This window comes from Streptomyces sp. Z423-1 (genome assembly GCF_013009255.1).
GTDB classification, from domain to species: domain Bacteria; phylum Actinomycetota; class Actinomycetes; order Streptomycetales; family Streptomycetaceae; genus Streptomyces; species Streptomyces gossypiisoli.
This window is the reverse complement of sequence record NZ_CP053109.1, coordinates 1,024,512-1,043,796: the sequence shown is the minus strand read 5'-3', so window position 1 is coordinate 1,043,796 and position 19,285 is coordinate 1,024,512. Positions and strand designations below refer to the sequence as shown.

Here is a 19,285-nt window from a genome sequence, read left to right as displayed (position 1 = left end):
CGGGACTTCGCATGAGACGTGCGTGGGGGGAGTCAGAGGTGCCGTGCGGGTGGGGTGACGGGGGCGTACGCGACGGGCGGCCCGGGGTCCGCCGGGATCCGGTCCGCCAGGAAGCCGTAGGCCCGCCTGACTTCGGGATCCTCGACCGTCCGCCACCAGCGGTCGACGCCGTACCAGCCGGGCGCGGCGAGCGCTCCGCCGTGCCGTCCCACGGACAGCCCGGCGGCCAGCACGGCGAACCGCAGCCGTTCCTCCAGGGGCCAGCCGCCGAGCGACGCCGCGACGAAACTCGCGCCGAACACGTCACCGGCGCCCGTCGCGTCCAGCACGTCGACGTCGAGGACGGGGACGTCCGCGAACTCGCCGGTGGTCTGGTCGACGGCGATCGCGCCGTCGCCGCCGCGCGTCACGACGGCCACCGGCACCAGTTCGGCGAGCGTGCCGAGGGCGGCGAGGGCGCTGTCGGTGCGGGTGTAGGCCATCGCCTCGGTCTCGTTGGGGAGGAAGGCGTGGCAGAGGGAGAGCTGGTCGAGCAGGTCGCGGGACCACTCCTGGGTGGGGTCCCAGCCGACATCGGCGTGGATGAGGGTGCCGTTCGCGGCGGCCTTGGCGAGCCAGGCGTGCGGCTCTGCCTCGAGGTGCACCAGGGCGGTGCGTGCCGGGGGCGGGTCGCCCATCAGCGTGTCCTGCGAGTACGGCGGGACGCGGCCGTGGGTGACGAGGGCGCGGTCGTGACCGTGGGCGAGGGAGACGGTGACCGGGGTGTGCCAGCCGTCCGCCGTGCGGGAGAGCGCGAGGTCGACGCCCTCCTGGCCGGCGAGGATCTCGCGGCAGTGGCCGCCGTAGAAGTCGTCGCCGAAGACGGTGGCGAGGGATGTCGACAGGCCGAACCGGGACGCGGCCACCGCCAGGTTGGCGATCCCGCCCGGGCCGCAGCCCATGCCGGTCGTCCAGATCTCCTCGCCCGGCGTCGGCGGCTTGCCCAGACCCGTGAGGACGAGGTCGTAGAAGAGCAGCCCGGTCAGCAGCACATCGGGCCGTTGATCGTCCACGCGCGCATCCTCTCGCTCAAACTTTCGCTCAAACCCTCGATCAAAAGTCGTCAACTTCGCTGACGGGAGTTGACGGGAATCGTGCGCCGCTCCGGGAGTTTGGTCAATACCCGAGCAGAAGTGAGCATAGAAATGATTGCGAATGACGAGTACTGTTCACGGCGTGCTGGCAGAACGACGACACCAACTCATCCTGCGGGCCCTGCGCTCCGGCGGCCCCGCGGCCGTGACCGATCTCTCCGAGCAGCTGGGCGTGAGCCCCGCCACCATCCGGCGCGACCTGGTGAAGCTCGAAGAGGACGGCCTGCTCACGCGCGTGCACGGCGGCGCCGTGGTCGACGAGGGCGACCAGCCCTTCGCCGAGGTCGCCGAGGTGCGGGTGCCCGAGAAGGACGCCATAGCGGTGCACGCGGCCGCGATGATCGAGGACGGTCAGTCGGTGCTCCTCGACATCGGCACCACCGCCTACCGGCTGGCCCGCCAGCTGCACGGCCGCCGCCTCACCGTGATCACCAGCAACCTCGTGGTGTACGAGGAACTCGCCGACGACGAGGGCATCGAACTGGTGCTGCTCGGCGGCATGGTCCGCCGCGAGTACCGCTCCCTGGTCGGCTTCCTCACCGAGGACAACCTGCGCCAGCTGCACGCCGACTGGCTCTTCCTCGGCACCAGCGGGGTGCGGCCGGGAGGGCAGGTGATGGACACGACCGTCGTCGAGGTTCCGGTCAAGCGGGCCATGATCAAGGCCGGTGACAAGGTCGTCCTGCTCGCGGACGCGGCGAAGTTCCCGGGTACGGGCATGGCGAAGGTCTGCGGTCCCGAGGACCTGGACGTGGTGGTGACGAACGCGCCGGTGAACGCGGCGACGCGGTCCTCCCTGGAGGAGGCCGGCGTCGAGGTGGTCGTGGCGGGAAAGGTGCAAGCGTGAAGCTGACGATTCTGGGCGGCGGCGGATTCCGGGTGCCGCTCGTGTACGGGGCGCTCCTCGGGGACCATGCCGAGGGCCGGGTGACGCACGTCGTGCTGCATGATCTGGACGCCGGTCGTCTGAACGCGGTCACCCGTGTCCTGGCCGAGCAGGCCGCCGGTGTCCCCGACGCGCCCGAGGTCACCGCCACCACCGACCTCGACGAGGCCCTGCGCGGCGCCGACTTCGTCTTCTCCGCGATCCGCGTCGGCGGCCTTCAGGGACGCGCCGACGACGAGCGGGTGGCGCTCGCGGAGGGCGTCCTGGGCCAGGAGACGGTCGGCGCGGGCGGCATCGCCTACGGCCTGCGGACCGTGCCGGTCGCCGTCGACATCGCCCGGCGTGTGGCCCGGCTCGCCCCCGACGCCTGGGTCATCAACTTCACCAACCCGGCCGGACTGGTCACCGAGGCCATGTCCCGCCACCTCGGCGACCGCGTCATCGGCATCTGCGACTCGCCGGTGGGCCTCGGTCGCCGTATCGCCCGCGTGCTCGGCGTGAAGAACCCGGCGGAGGCGTGGATCGACTACGTCGGCCTCAACCACCTCGGCTGGGTGCGCGGCCTGCGCGTCGCGGGCCGGGACGAACTCCCGCGCCTGCTCGCCGACCCTGACCTGCTCGGCTCCTTCGAGGAGGGCAAGCTCTTCGGCCCCGACTGGCTCCAGTCGCTGGGCGCGATCCCCAACGAGTACCTGCACTACTACTACTTCAACCGGGAAGCCGTCCGCGCCTACCAGCAGGCCGGGCAGACGCGCGGGGCTTTCCTGCGCGACCAGCAGGCCCGTTTCTACGAGGAGATGCGCAACCCGGACGCCGCCGCGCTGCACGCCTGGGACGCCACCCGCGCCGAGCGCGAGGCCACGTACATGGCGGAGAACCGTCAGACGGCGGGCGCCGGTGAGCGCGACGCCGACGACCTGTCCGGCGGGTACGAGAAGGTGGCGCTGGCGCTGATGCGGGCCATCGCGCGGGACGAGCGCACGACGCTGATCCTCAACGTCCGCAACCGCAGCACGCTGTCGGTGCTCGACACGGAGGCTGTCATCGAGGTCCCGTCCCTGGTCGACGCCAACGGCGCGCACCCGGTCGCCGTGGACCCGCTGCCGGACCACGCCACCGGCCTGGTCTGCGCGGTGAAGGCGGTCGAGCGCGAGGTGCTGTCGGCGGCGGACTCCGGATCCCGGCGCACCGCCGTGAAGGCCTTCGCACTGCACCCGCTGGTCGATTCGGTCAACGTGGCCCGGCGGCTCGTCGACGGTTACACAGCCGTCCACCCCGGCCTTTCGTACCTCAAGTAGCGCCCCGAGGAGGGCAGTTCCATGCACGACGAACGCCGCCGGATCGAGGAGCGCGTCGAGCGCGTCCACCACCAGCGCATCAAGCCCGCGATCTACGCGGCCACCGTTCCCCTCACCGTCGAGTCCTGGCAGGCACCGGGCGAGCCGGTCCCGTTCGCGGAGGCCGCAGCCGCCCCGTACGAGCCCTTCGCCATGAACACCCCCTGGGGCCCGCCCTGGGGGACGACCTGGTTCCGTATGCGCGGGCAGGTCCCCGCCGACTGGGCGGGCCGACGTGTCGAGGCGGTCATCGACCTGGGCTTCGTCGGCGACTGGCCCGGCAACCAGGCCGAGGCCCTGGTCCACCTCGCGGACGGCACCCCGCTGAAGGCGGTCAACCCGCAGAACCAGTACGTGCCGATCGCGCACCCGGCCGCGGGCGGGGAGCCGGTCGACTATCTGGTCGAGGCGGCGTCGAACCCCGACATCCTGGCGAACGACTTCGCGGCGCCGACTCCCCTCGGCGACGTCCTCACCGCCGGGGACCAGCCCCTCTACACCTTCAGCCGCGCCGACCTCGCGATCCTCGACGAGGAGGTCTGGCACCTCTCCCTCGACGTCGAGGTGCTGCGCGAGCTGATGCTGGAGCTGAGCGAGCACGATCCGCGCCGCCACGAGATCATGCACGCGCTGGACCGTGCGATGGACGCCCTGGACCTCGACGACATCTCGGCAACGGCGGCCGACGCCCGAGCGGTCCTCGCCCCCGTCCTGGCCAGGCCCGCGCATGCCAGCGCGCACACCCTCTCCGCCGTCGGCCACGCGCACATCGACTCCGCGTGGCTGTGGCCGATCCGCGAGACCAAGCGCAAGACCTCCCGCACCTTCTCCAACGTCACCGCGCTCGCCGAGGAGTACGAGGAGTTCGTCTTCGCCTGCTCACAGGCCCAGCAGTACGAGTGGGTGCGCGACAACTACCCGCAGGTGTGGGACCGGATCAAGAAGGCCGTCGCCGACGGCAGCTGGGCGCCGGTCGGCGGCATGTGGGTGGAGGCCGACGGGAACCTGCCCGGCGGTGAGGCCATGGCCCGCCAGCTGATCCACGGCAAGCGCTTCTTCATGGAGCACTTCGGCATCGAGACCAAGGGCGTGTGGCTGCCCGACTCCTTCGGCTACACCGCCGCCTACCCGCAGCTCGCCAAGCTCGCCGGCAACGAGTGGTTCCTCACCCAGAAGATCTCCTGGAACCAGACCAACAAGTTCCCGCACCACACCTTCTGGTGGGAGGGCATCGACGGCACCCGCATCTTCACCCACTTCCCGCCCGTCGACACCTACAACGCCGAGTTCTCCGGCAAGGAGATGGCCCACGCCGTCCGCAACTACCAGGACAAGGGCCGCGGTACGACATCCCTGGCGCCCTTCGGCCACGGCGACGGCGGCGGCGGTCCCACCCGCGAGATGCTGGAGCGCGCCCGGCGCCTCGCCGACCTTGAGGGCTCGGCGAAGGTCCGCATCGAACACCCGGACGACTTCTTCGCCGCCGCCCGCGCCGAGTACCCGGACGCCCCGGTCTGGGCCGGCGAGCTCTACCTGGAGCTGCACCGCGCCACGTACACCACCCAGGCCCGCACCAAACAGGGCAACCGGCGCAGCGAACACCGGCTGCGCGAGGCGGAGTTGTGGGCGACGACGGCGGCCCTGCACGCGCCGGGCTACGCGTACCCGTACGAGCGGCTCGACCGCCTGTGGAAGACGGTCCTGCTCCACCAGTTCCACGACATCCTGCCGGGCTCGTCGATCGCGTGGGTGCACCGGGAGGCGGAAGCCGAGTACGCGCGGGTGGCGCAGGAGCTGGAGGCGCTGACGCGGGAGGCGCTGGCGGCGCTGGGGACGGGCGAGGCGCGGGCGTTCAACACCAGCCCGTTCGACCGGCACGAGGTGGTCCGGAGCGCCGACGGCGAGACCACCGTCGTGCAGGTCCCGGCGAACGGCAGCGCGCCCCTGGACAACGCCCCGACCCCCGACATGGTGGTCGTCACCGACCGCACCCTCGACAACGGCCTCGTCCGCGTGACCGTCGGAGACGACGGCACCCTCGCCTCCGTCCGCGACCTCCGCGCGCACCGCGAGGTCCTCGCGGGCCCCGGCAATCTGCTCCGCCTCCACACGGACCTGCCCAACTACTGGGACGCCTGGGACATCGACAAGCACTACAGGAACCGCTACACCGACCTGCTGGACGCCGACTCCATCACCGTCGTGGAGCGGGACCCGCTGCTCGGCGCCCTGAAGGTCGAGCGGTCCTTCGGCCGGGGCTCGAAGATCACCCAGACGATCACCCTCCGCTCCGGCAGCCCCCGCATCGACATCGAGACCGAGATCGACTGGCACGAGGCCGAGAAGATCCTCAAGGCGGCCTTCCCGGTTGACGTCCGGGCACCCCACTCCTCCGCCGAGATCCAGTTCGGCCACGTCCAGCGTCCCACGCACACCAACACCAGCTGGGAGTCGGCCCGCTTCGAGGTCTCCGGCCACCGCTGGGTGCACATCGCCGAGCCCGGCTACGGCGTCGCCGTCCTCAACGACTCCACCTACGGCCACGACGTCACCCGCACGGTCCGCGAGGACGGCGGTACGACCACCACCGTCGCCCTCAGCCTCGTCCGCGCCCCGCGTGTCCCGGACCCGGAGGCCGACCAGGGCCGCCACCGCTTCACATACGCCCTGCTGCCCGGGGCGACCATCGAGGACGCGATCGCCGAGGGGTACGCCCTCAACCTGCCGCTGCGCGTGGCGGACTCCGCGGGCGCCCCGGAGCCCGTCGTCTCCGTGGCGGGCACGGGCGTGACCGTCGAGGCGGTGAAGCTCGCCGACGACCGCTCCGGCGACGTCGTCGTACGCCTCTACGAGTCCCGCGGCGGCCGCGCCACCGGCGTCCTGCGCACCGGCTTCCCCCTCGCGGGCGCCCAGGTGACGGACCTGCTGGAACGGCCGCTTCGGGACACGGAAATCGACGGTGACGGCGGCGTCCCCGTCTCACTGCGGCCCTTTGAGATCCTGACCCTTCGACTGGCCCGGAGCTAGCGTGCCCATGCAGCAGTGGTTCACCGACGCCAAGCTGGGGATCTTCGTCCACTGGGGCATCTACGCGTCGCCCTGTGGGACACCGCCCACGGCGCCCTGAACGTGGGCCGCGACCTGATCGCCGGATGAGGACCTGCAGTGGCGCATCCCCGAGCTGGCCGCGCTGATCCGCCAGCACCACGACCACCACCACAAGTCGGTCGACCAACTGGTCCGCTACTTCACCGAGACGATCGGCGGCGGGGGCAACCTGCTGATCCGCCGGCACGCGGAGGCCGTGTACGGGACCGTGCGCGGCCTGCCCGCCGGGCACCACTACGGTCCGAGCACCCTCTCCCCGGACCGCCGCACGCTGTACCTGACCCTCTTCGACGCCCCGCGCCGGCACCGAGCTGTCCCACCACGTGACCTGTACCGCGGGTCGGGGCGGTTCTGATCCCCCGATCGCCCAGCCAGTTGACAGGAACTCCCAGGAAGTTTTAATGATGTGGTAAAGCGCCAGGTCATGGGCGGAAAGCGGGCGTCCGTGACGCCGGCTCTTTGCCTTTTGGACACCTGGAGTTCGCCTGCTGCCCCTGACATTTGGAGGCACGGCGGCAAGAGAGAGGTGTCACGGTGCGAGACCCGCGTATGTCTTCGATAGGCAAGGGGCTGAGGCGTCGAGGGAGGCTGATGATCGAGGCGGTGAGCCCGCCGCGCCGGACCCTGAGCGCCATTCCCGCACCCCGGAGCGCCGGGCCGGAGCAGTCGTCGTACACCGCCCCGCGCGCCCCCCGGCTGGTGGACTCGCCGGTCTTCGTGCTCTCCTCGGTGCGCTCCGGCTCGACCCTCCTGCGGGTCCTGCTCAACAGCCACAGCCGCATCCGGGCCCCGCACGAGATGCACCTGCGCACGCTCCATGTGCAGCTGACCCGCAGCTTCACCGCGGCCGCCATGCAGGAACTGAAGCTCGACAAACAGGAGTTGGAGCACGTCCTGTGGGACCGCATCCTGCACCTGGAGCTGACCCGCAGCGGCAAGGACGTCATCGTCGACAAGACGCCGCCCAACACCCTCATCTGGCCCCGGCTGGAGCGATGCTGGCCGAACGCCCGGTACATCCTCCTGCTGCGCCACCCGGGCGCGATCATCGCGTCCCTGATCGAGCGTCGGGAGAACCCCGATCTCGATGCCATCCACGAAGAGGTGCTCGGGTACGCGGAGAAGCTGGAGGAGGCGCGTCGGAACCTCGACGGCGCGCACGTGATCACGTACGAGGAACTCACCGCCGAGCCGGAGAAGACGACGCGCGGCGTGTGCGAGTACCTCGGCGTCGAGTGGGAGAGCGGCATGCTCGACTACGGCAGCCGCGACCACGGCACGTTCCGCCCCCAGCTCGGCGACTGGAGCAGCACCCTCAAGTCGGGCCGCATCCAGCCCGCCCGCCCGGCGGACCTCACCACTGAACTGCCGCCCCGCCTAACGGAGTTGGCAAAGACGTGGGGCTACCCGACCTAGCACTTGAAGCGACAGAAGTGCGGCGCCGGTAAAGGGGCGCGGGGAACTGCGCGACAAGCCCCCACACCCCCGCACCTGGCACACAACCTAAAGCGGCAGCACCTCCGCCGCAGCCTGAACCGGCGCCGGCTCCGCAACGGCCGTCGGCAACACCGCGGCCTCCTCCACCCGCTGCGGCGGAACGGATACCCCCCGCACCGGCCGCGGAGCAGACACCACCGTGTAGTCCTGCCCGAGGAACGGCGGCTCGATCACCCCCGGATCATCGCCGAGGGCAACCCGCACCGCGGCCCACGGCGCATTCACCCCGCACAGCGACAGCTGGTGCAACCCACCGGCCGGACGCGTGTTGACATCCATCAGCACCGGCTGCTCACCGAACATCCGGAACTGGACGTTGGACAGATGGTGCAGCCCGAACCCCTCGGCGATCCGCCGCGCCGGCTCCACGAACCGCTCGTCCAGCGTGAACCCGCGCCGACGCCCGTTCTTCGTCCGCCCGACGGCCAGCCGGACCACGTTGTCGCGCCCGGTGAGGCAGTCGACGGACACCTCCGGCTGCTCCAGCCGCGGCATCACCAGCCAGTCCACCGGCTCGTCGGCCTCGCGCAGCGCCCGCAGCACCAGGTCGAGCTGGACGTACGGCGTCGGGAACCCGCTGAGGTGCAGCAGCGAGAAGGGGGCGCGCGTGATCACGCGGAAGCCCACCCCGCCCGCACCGGACGCCGGCTTGAAGCATGCCTTGTGCCCACCCGCCTCCAACTCCTCGACGGCGGCGAGGAGTTCGTCGGCGCTGCGCACCCGCCACCACGGCGGCACCGGCACGCCGATCGCCTGGACCGCCTCGTAGGCGATCACCTTGTCCCGGAAGACGGCCACGGCCTCCGGCGGCGGCGCCAGCAGCGCCGTACCGACCGCCTCGAACTCGGCGCGGTGCGCCACGATCGCTGCCTGGTGCAGACGCGGCACGAACACGTCGATCGCCCGCTTGGCGCACACGGCCAGGGCGAACTCGACGTACGCGGCGGGGGACAGGCCCTCGGGCTCCAGATCGGCGGTGTCGGCGGCGGCGAGGACGGGCGAGTCGGGGTCGCCGTGGGTGGCATGGATCTCGACGGCCCGGTCGCTGGGATTTCTCCGCAGCTGATCCATGAAGAACACGTTCTCCGCGTACGTGCGGTTGAGCCAGACGCGTACGCGAGAGACCATGCAGGCCGCCTTTCACGGTTCGCGGGCACGGCGGAGCGGGGCCGGCCCGGCCAGGGGGTGGTTGGAGGGACACCGAACCGCCCCGTGTGAAGGGAGGTAGTGGGCGGTGGTGTTGGGGCGATCATACGGCTTCACCGGGCCGCCGCGTGCAACGCGCGTGTTACGGAATTTCCGATCACATCCACCTGCGGCGGGGGTTCCCGATATCCCCCGGTACACTCCGGTCGCGCTTGCCGACCGAGGCGCGCATGTGTTCTCGTGGTCCCGACCGTGTGATCGTGAGGGGGCGACAGGTGACACCGACGGCCGGTGGTGCCGGGCAACTGCTGGCCATCAGCGACCTGCACATCGGGTACGCGGAGAACCGCGAGCTGGTCGAGAGGATGCGCCCCGAGACCGATGACGACTGGCTGCTGGTGGCCGGGGACGTGGCGGAGAGCGTGTCCCGCATCCGCTGGGCGCTCGAGACCCTCGCGGGCCGCTTCCGCAAGGTGATCTGGGCCCCCGGCAACCACGAGCTGTGGACCCACCCGTCCGACCCCGTCACCCTGCGCGGCGTCGCCCGCTACGAGCATCTGGTCGAGATGTGCCGTGAGCTGGGCGTGACGACACCCGAGGACCCGTACCCGGTCTGGGAGGGCCCCGGCGGCCCGGTGGCCGTGGCGCCGCTGTTCCTGCTGTACGACTACAGCTTCCTGCCCTCCGGCTGCACCACCAAGGACGAGGGGCTGGCGTACGCGCACTCGACCGGGATCGTGTGCAATGACGAGTATCTGCTGCACCCGGACCCCTATCCCACGCGCGAGGCCTGGTGCCGGGCGCGGGTCGAGGAGACCGAGCGGCGGCTCGCCGAGATCCCGGAGGACCTGCCGACCGTGCTGGTCAACCACTATCCGCTGGACCGTCACCCGACCGAGGTCCTGTGGTACCCGGAGTTCGCCATGTGGTGCGGAACCCGGCTGACCGCCGACTGGCACCGCCGGTTCCGGGTCGAGACGATGGTCTACGGCCATCTGCACATCCCACGCACCACGTACCACGAGGGTGTCCGCTTCGAGGAGGTGTCGGTGGGCTATCCGCGCGAGTGGCGCAAGCGCAAGGAGCCGCCGGGCCGGCTGCGCCGCATTCTGCCGGGCAAGGACACGACGCCGTGATCGAGGAGCTGCTGCCCGACCCGGTGGTGTCCGTGGAGGTGCACGGCGACGACGGGACCGAGCCCGCGCCGCTGTACCCGGAGGAGGCGGCGATCGTCGCCCAGGCAGTCGCCAAACGGCAGCGCGAGTTCGCCGTGGTACGCGCCTGTGCCCGCCGCGCCATGGAGAAGCTCGGCGTGCCCCCGCAGGCCGTCCTGCCCGGCGAGCGCGGCGCGCCCGGCTGGCCGGCCGGTCTGGTCGGCAGCATGACCCACTGCGACGGCTACGGCGCCGCGGCCCTGGTCCGCGCCACCGACCTGGCCTCCCTCGGCATCGACGCCGAACCGCACGCACCGCTCCCGGCCGGTGTGCTGGAGGCCGTGGCCCTGCCGAGCGAGCAGGACCGGCTGCGCCGGCTCACCGCGCGCCACCCGGGCGTCCACTGGGAGCGCCTGCTGTTCAGCGCCAAGGAGTCCGTCTACAAGGCGTGGTTCCCGCTCACCCGGAAGTGGCTGGACTTCTCGGAGGCCGACATAGAGATCGTCGTCGGCCCCGACGGGGCGGCGCAGGGCCGGTTCCACGCCGAACTGCTCGTGCCCGGTCCCGTGGTCGACGGCCGCCGTCTCGGCTCCTTCGACGGCCGCTGGACGGTCCAGCGGGGGCTGGTGGCCACGTCGGTGACGGTGCCGCACGCCTGACGACGGGCGTGCGGCCGTCGGTCCGCTCTCAGCGCTCCGGGCACCAGCTCTGCAACAGGCGGAAGAACGCCTCCTCGTTGCCCGTCAGGCCCGCCTCGGACAGCGCCTGTTCCGCCTCGGCGAGGACGGCGGGCGGGACGACGGGTGGTCGGCGGGCGTCCGGCGGGCCGGCCACGGTGTCGAACGCCGCTCGTACGGTCTGCAGCAGGCGCAGATAGGCCTGTACTGCGGTGCGTTCCCGGTCGGTCAGTACGGCAGTGGGCATCGGTCGGCTCTCCCGCCCTCGTCGTCGCAACACGTGCCCGGACGGCACGTACGCCCCCACATTCGACGGCGCACTCCCAGCTTGCCGTCCACCACTGACAATCCGGCTCGGCCGCGCCTCGGTTCGCCCGCTCAGCGGAGGGGAAACCCGATGCCGGGAGGCTGAGAGCCGGTGCGGTGAGGCTGAAGGCCGAACCTAGTGCTGCGGCCCGACGTACCCCAGCGACGCCTCGATCCGCCCCGCCAGATGATCCCGCTGCACCGGCCCTCGGACCGCCGAACCCGCCAGCCACGTGCGGCACTTGCTGGCGAGCAGCAGTCCGAAGCTCTCCGCCTCCTTCTCGTCGGCGAGGTCGAAGCGGGTGCGGGCGGCGACCTTCAGGACGGTCGCCTGGAGGTCGGCGTTGTCGTCGAGTAAGCGGGCCGCGACCGCGGCGCCCTCGACGTGATGGCTGCAGTGCCCGGCCTTCATGTGCCACAGCTCGTGCCCGAGGATCACCAACTGGTGGTCGGGTGCGGTGCGTTCCTCGATGACCACGAGGTCCTGGTCGGCCATGTCGAGCCACAGCCCGCTGGCCGTGCCGGGCGGGAAGGCGGCCGTACGGAAGTGGACGGGGCGGCCGCGGCGTCTGCTCATCGCGTCGCACAGCGCGGCGTACAGGTCGGCGGGCCGGGCCGGCGCGGGCAGCGCCAGCTCCGTGACCAGCTCGCCGCACAGGCGGCGCATTTCCTTACCGATGCCCACAGTTCTCTCCCGGATCACGACTCGGGCCGCTTGACGCTCTCCAGGAGCATGTCCAGCCACTCCGCGACCTTGTCGCGGTGCTGGTCGGTGGGCAGTTGGGCGGCCCGCCAGGCGATGCCGCGCACCCCGTGGTCCTGGAGCAGCCGCTCCAGCGGGTCGTCGGCCGCCGCGGCCGCCTCCCGCTCGCGGTCGGCGAGCTTCTGCAGCAGCTCCTGCTCGGTGCGCTGGAGGGTGTCCGCGAGCGCCTCGGGGTCCTCGGCCGTGAGGAAACCGGCGCGCACCCGGAAGAAACGCTGGATGGCGTCGCAGTGCTCCATGGTGGGGCGCCGGTCGCCGTTGATGAGGGCGCCGGCCTGCTGCCGCGACATCCCGGCGCCGTCGGCGATCTCCTGCTGGGTGTACTTGCGCCCGTTGGGTTTCAGCCGAGTGCGGCGCAGCAGGTCCAGGCGTTGCAGGAACCGCGCCTGCACATCGGGCTCGCCGGCGGGGCGGCCGCGCAGCAGGTCCTTGACGACGGGCTCGGGGACACCGCAGGCGACGGAGAGCCGGACGGTGTCGAAGACCTCCGCGTGCGGCACGCCGAGCCGGTCGGCGAGCGCGCCGACGCGGGCGATCACGGCCGGCAGGGTGGCCGTCGCCGTGGCGCCGGGAACCTCGTAGCCATCCGTCACCGACAGGTCTCCTACGTCTCTCACGTACTTCTCGCGAGCGGTTGCCGTGAACTTCCCGGAGAGTAGCGGGTGCTTCGAACTCACATCCAGGTCTCGCCACAACTGTGGCCAATTTCAGCCGTCAACCGGCATGAAATGCCACGATAGTTGACACGGAAAGCTTCGGGGCAGCAGGATCGTGGCGCCGCGTGAAGGCCGCATAGGCAAGAGGGGTGACCTCCCGATGGCACAGCAGGCAGGAGGGCAGCGGTCCGCGTTGCGGTCCGTCCCCGAGGATCCCGAGGCCCAGTCGTATCTCCAGGACTACGCCACCTTCATGGAGGCCGTGCCCTTTCCGTCCGTGGTCGTCGACCACCGCTGGGACGTCGTCCTGGCCAACAGCGCTTTCGCGTCACTCTTCCGCGGGATCGCGCCGCATCCGACGGCCATGCCGGGTGACAACTTTCTGAGGTTCGTGCTCTTCCACCCGGACGCCTCCAGTGTGCTCGGCGAGCACGAGTCGCGCTGGTGCCTGCCGATGCTGGCGCACTTCGCCGCCGCCGTGGAGCGGCACGGCCACGACCACGGCTTGCAGGCCATCCGCCGGGAGATCGCGCAGGACCCCATCATGGAGGCCGCCTACCGGCAAGGGCTGCCGCACTGGGTGCGCGCGGTCGGCGAGGCGGCCGTCGAGCACGACGGGGCCGTCCGGCCGCTGCTGCACCCCGACCCGCGCTGGGGCGCCACCGACTGCCGGATCGTCGCCGAGACGCCCAGGACCCTGCAGGACATGGGCTGCACCCGGCTCACCATGGTGCTGCGCGAGCCCCGCCGGCCCGCCCCCGCCCCGCGTCGCCGCTCCCGCGACCGCCGCACCGCGAGCCATCTCACGGTGGTACCCACCCCCGAGGCCTGACCGGGCACCGTCGGCGTTCAGGTCGCCGACGGCGCCACGGTCGGGCGCAAGTGACGCGTCACCGCCAGTGGCGCCCCCCGCGCTTCGCCGCCTGGATCTGCTCGTACACATGCGTGCGCAGGTCGGCGAAGCGCGGGGACACCCGTGTGTGCACCTGGTCGCGGTCGTCCGGCAGATCGACCTTCAGCTGGTCCTGTACGACGGTGGGGGAGGCGGACAGGACGATCACCCGTTGGCCGAGGTACACGGCCTCGTCGATGTCGTGGGTGACGAACAGGATCGTCATCGCGCGCTCCCGCCACAGCCGCCGTACCAGATCCTCCAGGTCGGCGCGGGTCTGCGCGTCCACCGCCGCGAACGGCTCGTCCATCAGCAGCACGTCCGGTTCGTACGCCAGCGCCCGGGCGATGGCCACCCGCTGCTGCATACCACCGGACAGCTGCCAGGGATACGCCCCGGCGGCGTCCGTGAGCCCGACCGAGTCGAGCGCGTCCGCGACCAGGGCGCGGCGGTGCTGCTTGCTCAAGCCCTTCTGCTTCAGGGGCAGTTCGACGTTGTCACCGACCCGCATCCAGGGGAACAGGCTGCGCCCGTACTCCTGGAACACGAACGCCGTCCCGGGCGGCGGCCCGCTCACCGCCCGCCCCGCCAGCCGCACCTCACCGGCCGTCGGTGTGAGCAGGCCGCCCACGCACTTCAGCAGAGTGGTCTTGCCGCAGCCGGACGGGCCGACGAGGCAGACCAGTTCCCCGGCCTCCACGGTGAAGGTGAGGTCGCGCACCGCCTCCGTCCGCCGTCCGGACCCCTCGTACACCTTCTTCAGGCCGCGTACGTCGAGCATGGTCCGCCCTTTCGGATACGTCACCGGGACCGCCGGGTGGATGCGCGCAGCCCGTGGTACCAGCCGAGCGCCCGCCGCTCGACCAGCCGGAAGACCACGGAGAGCAGAAAGCCGAGCAGGCCGAGCAGCAGGATCCCGGTCCACATGTCGGGGATCGCGAAGCCGCGCTGGAACTGCACGACGGTGAAGCCGAGTCCGTTGCTGGCGGCGAACATCTCGCTGATGACCATCAGGATGATCCCGATGGACAGCGCCTGCCGCAGTCCCGCGAAGATCTGCGGGCTCGCCGAGCGCAGCACCACGTGCCGCAGCCGGGCGACACCGGTGATGCCGTACGAGCGGGCCGTGTCCGCCATCACCGCGTCCACCGCCCGCACGCCCTCCACCGTGTTGAGCAGCACCGGCCAGACACAGCCGCTCGCGATGACCGCGACCTTCATGGTGTCGCCGATGCCCGCGAACAGCATGAGCACCGGCACGAGCACGGGCGGCGGCACCGCCCGCAGAAACTCCAGGACCGGCTCGCACACCGCCCGCACCCGAGGGGACGACCCGATCAGCGTGCCGAGCGCCACGCCGACCACGGCCGCCGTGGCGTAACCGCCCGCCAGCCGCAGCAGGCTGGGCAGTACGTCGGAGCGCAGGCGGTCGGCGGTCCACACGTCCGGGAACGCCCGAAGGATCGTGCGCAGCGTCGGCCAGTACACGTTCGTACTCCCGGCGGAGGCCAGCCACCACACCGTGACGAGGACGGCGGGCAGAGCGAGCAGCAGGACCACGCGGAGCAGGACACGGCTCACACCGCCACCTCCCCGCGCACCGACTGGTGCCAGGCCAGCGCCCGCCGCTCCACCGTCCGCGCGCCCACGTTGATCAGCAGCCCGAGCAGACCGGTGACCACGATCAGCGCGTACATCTCGGGCACCGCCTGCGAAGTCTGCGCGACCGCGATACGGGCGCCCAGCCCCGGGGCGCCGATGACGAGTTCGGCGGTGACGGCGAGGATCAGCGCGACGGCCGCGGCCAGCCGTACGCCGGTCATGACGTACGGCAGTGCGCTCGGCCACAGCACGTGCCGGACGCGGGCCCAGGGGCCGAGGCCGTACGACCGTGCCGTCTCGTCGGCGACGGGGTCGACGTCCTGGACGCCGTACAGGACCTGGATCAGTACCTGCCAGAAGGCGGCGTAGACGACGAGGAGGAGGACCGAGCGGAGTTCCGTGCCGTACAGCAGCACGGCGAGCGGGATCAGGGCGACGGACGGGATCGGGCGCAGGAACTCGATCGTCGAGGCCGTCGCCTCGCGCAGGTACGGCACGATTGAGATCACCACCCCGGCCAGGATTCCGGCGCTCACCGCGATCGCGAGGCCGAGCGCCCAGCCGGTGAGGGTGTCGCCGAGGGCCGTCCAGAAGGCGCCCTGAGCGAGTTCCGCGCCGAGGGCGTCGGCGATGCGGCTGGTGGGCGGGAAGTAGGCGTCGTCGACCAGGCCGAGGCGCGGCACCGCCTCGCCCAGGGCGAGGAAGGCGGCGAGCCCGGCCGCGCCGAGCGCGGCGTTCACGCCCTTCACGGCAGCAGTTGGTCCAGGTTGGGGGAGGACTTGAACAGGCCGTCCTCGTAGCCGAGCTTCATCAGGTCGATGATGGAGTCGCGGTTCGCCTCGGCGGGCCACTTCGGCAGCGTCACCTGCTCCAGCACCTCCGGCGAGATCTTGGTGTATGTGGTGACGATCTCGCGGACCTCGTCCGGGTGGGAGTCGGCATACGCGAGAGATTCCTCGGTGGCGTCCCGGAACTTCTTCACCACGTCCGGGTTCTGCTGCGCGTACCGCGTGGACGTGAAGTACATCGCGATGGTGAGGTCCGGGGCGATGTCGACGAACGGCGAGGCGATCTCCCGGCCGCCCTGGCTCTTGACGGTGGCGAGCGCGGGCTCGACCACCATGGCGGCGTCGATCCGCCCGCCGTCGAGGGCGGCCGGCATCTGGTCGAAGGCCAGCTCGACGAACTCCACCTGGTCCGGGTCACCGCCCGCCTTGCTCACCGAGGCCCGCACCGCGGTCTCGTTGATGTTCTTCAGAGTGTTGATGGCGACCTTCTTGCCCTCCAGGTCCTTCGCCGTCCGCACGGCGCTGTCCTCCTTGACCGTGAGGGCGCCGAAGTCCTTGCCCCGCACGCCGGTCGAGGCGATGCCGTTGACGACGGCCTGCACGGGCACGTTGTTGGTCTCGGCGATCATCAGCGAGGTCACGTTGGAGAACCCGAACTGGAACTGGCCGCTGACCACCCCGGGCACGATCGCGGCACCGCCCTGCGCCGGGCTCGTCTCCAGGGTCAGGCCGTGCTTGGCGAAGATGCCCTTGTGCTGGCCGAGGTAGAGCGGGGCCACGTCGACGATGGGGATCAGCCCCACCTTGACCGTGGTGGTGCCGCCGGAGCCCGAACTCCCGGGGGACGCGGAAGGGCCGGACGAGCCGCTGCAGGCCGCCGTGACGAGCAGCAGGGCGCCGGTGATGAGACCGGCGAGGGGACGACGCATGGCTCCTCCTGTACGGGCAACGCACGGACAACGGTGTTTCCGACAGGCTGTGCGTACGGCGCACAGTGGTGCTCATTCGGTGCTCAGCCGGAACCTAGAACCCACCGACCGCCGGGTCAATGGCCGTGCCGCGCAAGGTCGTTGACCATCCAGTCCGCATCCTCGGCGAGGTCGCCCGCGGCTGTGGACCGAACGGGGCGCCGCCGTGAACATCGCCGCGCACCCCGCGTACTCGCGACTTTCACAACGGCGCCACCAGACCCTTCCCTGACGTTTGGTGCTCTTGGAACACTCCTTCCGCGCGCATTCCGTCATCACCCGGCCGGTAGAACTCCCTCAGGACGAGAGGTCCCTCACTCATGCCCGAAGTCAACCGGCGCAGATTCCTCCAGATCGCGGGGGCCACCACGGCCTTCACCGCCCTGGCGAGCAGCATCGAGCGGGCCGCCGCACTGCCGGCCAACCACCGCAAGGGGACGATCGAGGACGTCGAGCACATCGTCGTCCTGATGCAGGAGAACCGCTCCTTCGACCACTACTTCGGCAAGCTGCGCGGCGTCCGCGGCTTCGGCGACCCGCGGCCGGTGACGCTCGACAACGGCAAGTCGATCTGGCACCAGGCGGACGGCGGCAAGGAAGTGCTGCCCTTCCACCCGGACGCCGACGACCTCGGCATGCAGTTCCTGGAGGGCCTGCCGCACGGCTGGAACGACGGGCAGCAGGCCTACAACGGGGGCAAGTACGACCAGTGGCTGCCCGCCAAGGGCACCACGACCATGGCGTACCTGACCCGCGAGGACATCCCGTTCCACTACGCCCTCGCCGACGCCTTCACGGTCTGCGACGCCTACCACTGCTCGTTCATCGGCTCCACCGACCCGAACCGCTACTACATGTGGTCCGGCTGCACGGGCAACGACGGCACGGGCGGCGGCCCGGTCCTCGGCAACGACGAACTGGGCTACGACTGGACGACGTACCCCGAGCGCCTGGAGCAGGCGGGGATCTCCTGGAAGATCTACCAGGACATCGGCGACGGCCTGGACGCGGGGGGCTCGTGGGGCTGGATCAACGACGCCTACCGCGGCAACTACGGCGACAACTCGCTGCTGTACTTCAACAGGTACCGCAACGCCAAGCCCGGCGAGCCCTGGTACGACAAGGCCCGCACCGGCACCGACGTCAAGAACGGCGACGGCTACTTCGACCGGTTGAAGGCCGACGTCCAGGCCGACCGGCTGCCGCAGATCTCCTGGATCGCCGCCCCCGAAACCTTCACCGAGCACTCCAACTGGCCCTCCAACTACGGCGCCTGGTACATCGCGCAGGTCCTGGACGCCCTCATCGCCAACCCCGAGGTCTGGTCGAAGACGGCCCTGTTCATCACGTACGACGAGAACGACGGCTTCTTCGACCACGTGGTGCCGCCGCTGCCGCCGAAGTCCGCCGCGCAGGGCAGGTCCACGGTCGACGTCTCGCTGGACCTGTACAAGGGCGACAGCAGCCGCCCGGCCGGTCCGTACGGCCTCGGCCCGCGCGTGCCGATGCTCGTCGTCTCGCCGTGGAGCAAGGGCGGCTACGTCTGCTCCGAGACCCTCGACCACACCTCGATCCTCCGGTTCATGGAGCGCCGCTTCGGCGTCCAGGAGCCGAACATCTCGCCCTGGCGGCGCGCCATCTGCGGTGACCTGACCTCGGCGTTCGACTTCTCCCGCAAGGACACCAGGCCGGCCGCGCTGCCCGGCACCGACGGCTACGAGCCGCCGGACCGCGAGCGTCACCCCGACTACCGTCCGACGCCGCCGGCCGACCCGGACATGCCGAAGCAGGAGCGCGGCCTGCGCCCGGCCCGACCGCTGAAGTACGCCCCGCTGGTGGACGGCTCGGTGGACGCGGCCGCCGGGAAGTTCACGCTGACCTTCGCCTCCGGCGCCCAGGCCGGTGCCGCGTTCCTGGTCACCTCCGGCAACCGAACGGACGGTCCGTGGCAGTACACCACCGAGGCCGGCAAGAGCATCTCCGACATCTGGAACTCGGCGTACTCGAACGGCTCGTACGACCTGACCGTGCACGGTCCCAACGGCTTCCTGCGCGTCCTCAAGGGGCCGAACAAGGTGGCGGGCGCGGAGGTCACGGCGCGGCACTTCGGTGACGACGTCGTGCTGACCTTCACCAACAACGGCTCCGGCACCGCGCACCTGAAGCTGGCCAACGGCTACACGGGCCGGACCAAGACCCTGAAGGTGCGTCCCGGTTCGACGGTGAAGCACGTCGTCGACCTGTCGGCGAGCCGTCGCTGGTACGACCTGACGGTCACGTCCGACGCCGACCGGGCGTTCCTGCGGCGCTTCGCGGGGCACGTCGAGAACGGGCGCCCGGGTGTGAGCGACCCGGCGATCATTACCGAGTAG

Annotated in this window: 18 protein-coding genes and 1 pseudogene; 10 read left to right on the top strand and 9 right to left on the bottom strand. The window is 71.0% G+C overall.

What is annotated here, in order from left to right:
- Positions 1 to 32: 32 nt before the first annotated feature.
- On the bottom strand, positions 33 to 1,052 hold the full coding sequence (locus HJD23_RS04875) for a carbohydrate kinase family protein (protein ID WP_171113874.1): 1,020 nt from the start codon (positions 1,050 to 1,052) through the stop codon (positions 33 to 35).
- 163 nt (positions 1,053 to 1,215) lie between these two features.
- Here HJD23_RS04875 and HJD23_RS04870 point away from each other — a divergent pair, with 163 nt between their 5' ends.
- From HJD23_RS04870 to HJD23_RS04850, 6 genes and pseudogenes are all read left to right on the top strand, one after another.
- Positions 1,216 to 1,980 carry a DeoR/GlpR family DNA-binding transcription regulator gene (locus HJD23_RS04870; protein ID WP_171118724.1) on the top strand — a complete coding sequence of 255 codons (765 nt, stop codon included), beginning with the start codon at positions 1,216 to 1,218 and terminating at the stop codon, positions 1,978 to 1,980.
- Positions 1,977 to 3,317, top strand: coding sequence for a 6-phospho-beta-glucosidase (locus HJD23_RS04865; protein ID WP_171113873.1), 1,341 nt, complete (start codon positions 1,977 to 1,979; stop codon positions 3,315 to 3,317). Before HJD23_RS04870 ends, HJD23_RS04865 begins: the two co-directional genes overlap by 4 nt.
- Positions 3,318 to 3,338: 21 nt before the next feature.
- Complete coding sequence (locus HJD23_RS04860) at positions 3,339 to 6,383, top strand: glycoside hydrolase family 38 C-terminal domain-containing protein (RefSeq protein WP_171113872.1); 3,045 nt, start codon at positions 3,339 to 3,341, stop codon at positions 6,381 to 6,383.
- 7 nt (positions 6,384 to 6,390) lie between these two features.
- Positions 6,391 to 6,483: an alpha-L-fucosidase gene (locus HJD23_RS43445; RefSeq protein WP_240980971.1), complete on the top strand. Its 93-nt coding sequence runs from the start codon at positions 6,391 to 6,393 to the stop codon at positions 6,481 to 6,483.
- 30 nt (positions 6,484 to 6,513) lie between these two features.
- Positions 6,514 to 6,765: pseudogene (locus tag HJD23_RS04855) on the top strand (alpha-L-fucosidase); the annotation flags it as partial.
- Between the two features lie 290 nt (positions 6,766 to 7,055).
- Positions 7,056 to 7,880: a sulfotransferase gene (locus HJD23_RS04850; protein ID WP_232107948.1), complete on the top strand. Its 825-nt coding sequence runs from the start codon at positions 7,056 to 7,058 to the stop codon at positions 7,878 to 7,880.
- Between the two features lie 87 nt (positions 7,881 to 7,967).
- Here the strand turns inward: HJD23_RS04850 and HJD23_RS04845 are convergent, their stop codons facing one another.
- Positions 7,968 to 9,089 carry an ATP-grasp domain-containing protein gene (locus HJD23_RS04845; protein WP_171113870.1) on the bottom strand — a complete coding sequence of 374 codons (1,122 nt, stop codon included), beginning with the start codon at positions 9,087 to 9,089 and terminating at the stop codon, positions 7,968 to 7,970.
- Positions 9,090 to 9,382: 293 nt separating this feature from the next.
- Between HJD23_RS04845 and HJD23_RS04840 the strand changes: the two genes are divergently transcribed.
- Positions 9,383 to 10,243 (top strand): metallophosphoesterase, encoded by an 861-nt coding sequence (locus tag HJD23_RS04840; protein ID WP_171118722.1) that lies wholly within the window; start codon positions 9,383 to 9,385, stop codon positions 10,241 to 10,243.
- Positions 10,240 to 10,920, top strand: a complete 681-nt coding sequence (locus tag HJD23_RS04835; protein ID WP_171113869.1) for a 4'-phosphopantetheinyl transferase superfamily protein — start codon at positions 10,240 to 10,242, stop codon at positions 10,918 to 10,920. The genes HJD23_RS04840 and HJD23_RS04835 overlap by 4 nt, the downstream gene beginning before the upstream one ends.
- 28 nt (positions 10,921 to 10,948) lie before the next feature.
- Here the strand turns inward: HJD23_RS04835 and HJD23_RS04830 are convergent, their stop codons facing one another.
- From HJD23_RS04830 to HJD23_RS04820, 3 genes are all read right to left on the bottom strand, one after another.
- The gene (locus HJD23_RS04830; RefSeq protein ID WP_171113868.1) at positions 10,949 to 11,185 is read right to left on the bottom strand and encodes a hypothetical protein; all 237 of its coding nucleotides are present in this window, start codon (positions 11,183 to 11,185) and stop codon (positions 10,949 to 10,951) included.
- A gap of 195 nt (positions 11,186 to 11,380) precedes the next feature.
- A complete protein-coding gene (locus tag HJD23_RS04825) occupies positions 11,381 to 11,911 on the bottom strand; it encodes a toxin-antitoxin system, toxin component (protein WP_171118720.1) in 531 nt (176 codons plus the stop codon).
- Between the two features lie 32 nt (positions 11,912 to 11,943).
- Positions 11,944 to 12,600 carry a helix-turn-helix transcriptional regulator gene (locus HJD23_RS04820; RefSeq protein WP_171118719.1) on the bottom strand — a complete coding sequence of 219 codons (657 nt, stop codon included), beginning with the start codon at positions 12,598 to 12,600 and terminating at the stop codon, positions 11,944 to 11,946.
- Between the two features lie 223 nt (positions 12,601 to 12,823).
- On the opposite strand from HJD23_RS04820, the gene HJD23_RS04815 reads away from it, so the two are divergent.
- Positions 12,824 to 13,495, top strand: coding sequence for a hypothetical protein (locus HJD23_RS04815; RefSeq protein ID WP_171113867.1), 672 nt, complete (start codon positions 12,824 to 12,826; stop codon positions 13,493 to 13,495).
- A 58-nt stretch (positions 13,496 to 13,553) separates the two neighbouring features.
- Here HJD23_RS04815 and HJD23_RS04810 read toward each other — a convergent pair whose 3' ends face one another.
- The 4 genes from HJD23_RS04810 to HJD23_RS04795 are packed head-to-tail and all read right to left on the bottom strand — an operon-like array spanning position 13,554 to position 16,874.
- On the bottom strand, positions 13,554 to 14,336 hold the full coding sequence (locus HJD23_RS04810) for an ABC transporter ATP-binding protein (RefSeq protein WP_171113866.1): 783 nt from the start codon (positions 14,334 to 14,336) through the stop codon (positions 13,554 to 13,556).
- A gap of 20 nt (positions 14,337 to 14,356) precedes the next feature.
- The gene (locus HJD23_RS04805) at positions 14,357 to 15,136 is read right to left on the bottom strand and encodes an ABC transporter permease subunit (RefSeq protein ID WP_171113865.1); all 780 of its coding nucleotides are present in this window, start codon (positions 15,134 to 15,136) and stop codon (positions 14,357 to 14,359) included.
- A complete protein-coding gene (locus tag HJD23_RS04800) occupies positions 15,133 to 15,906 on the bottom strand; it encodes an ABC transporter permease (RefSeq protein WP_171113864.1) in 774 nt (257 codons plus the stop codon). The genes HJD23_RS04805 and HJD23_RS04800 overlap by 4 nt, the downstream gene beginning before the upstream one ends.
- On the bottom strand, positions 15,903 to 16,874 hold the full coding sequence (locus HJD23_RS04795; RefSeq protein WP_171113863.1) for an ABC transporter substrate-binding protein: 972 nt from the start codon (positions 16,872 to 16,874) through the stop codon (positions 15,903 to 15,905). The genes HJD23_RS04800 and HJD23_RS04795 overlap by 4 nt, the downstream gene beginning before the upstream one ends.
- Before the next feature lie 359 nt (positions 16,875 to 17,233).
- Here HJD23_RS04795 and HJD23_RS04790 point away from each other — a divergent pair, with 359 nt between their 5' ends.
- Entirely contained in the window at positions 17,234 to 19,285 is a 2,052-nt protein-coding gene (locus HJD23_RS04790) for a phospholipase C, phosphocholine-specific (RefSeq protein WP_171113862.1), read from the top strand.

Coding starts and splice junctions, on each gene's coding strand:
- HJD23_RS04860 (WP_171113872.1), top strand. CDS start 3,339: ATGCACGACGAACGCCGCCGGATCGAGGAGCGCGTCGAGCGCGTCCAC.
- HJD23_RS43445 (WP_240980971.1), top strand. CDS start 6,391: ATGCAGCAGTGGTTCACCGACGCCAAGCTGGGGATCTTCGTCCACTGG.
- HJD23_RS04810 (WP_171113866.1), bottom strand. CDS start 14,336: ATGCTCGACGTACGCGGCCTGAAGAAGGTGTACGAGGGGTCCGGACGG.
- HJD23_RS04790 (WP_171113862.1), top strand. CDS start 17,234: ATGCCCGAAGTCAACCGGCGCAGATTCCTCCAGATCGCGGGGGCCACC.
- HJD23_RS04845 (WP_171113870.1), bottom strand. CDS start 9,089: ATGGTCTCTCGCGTACGCGTCTGGCTCAACCGCACGTACGCGGAGAAC.
- HJD23_RS04795 (WP_171113863.1), bottom strand. CDS start 16,874: ATGCGTCGTCCCCTCGCCGGTCTCATCACCGGCGCCCTGCTGCTCGTC.
- HJD23_RS04850 (WP_232107948.1), top strand. CDS start 7,056: ATGATCGAGGCGGTGAGCCCGCCGCGCCGGACCCTGAGCGCCATTCCC.
- HJD23_RS04830 (WP_171113868.1), bottom strand. CDS start 11,185: ATGCCCACTGCCGTACTGACCGACCGGGAACGCACCGCAGTACAGGCC.
- HJD23_RS04815 (WP_171113867.1), top strand. CDS start 12,824: ATGGCACAGCAGGCAGGAGGGCAGCGGTCCGCGTTGCGGTCCGTCCCC.
- HJD23_RS04825 (WP_171118720.1), bottom strand. CDS start 11,911: ATGCGCCGCCTGTGCGGCGAGCTGGTCACGGAGCTGGCGCTGCCCGCG.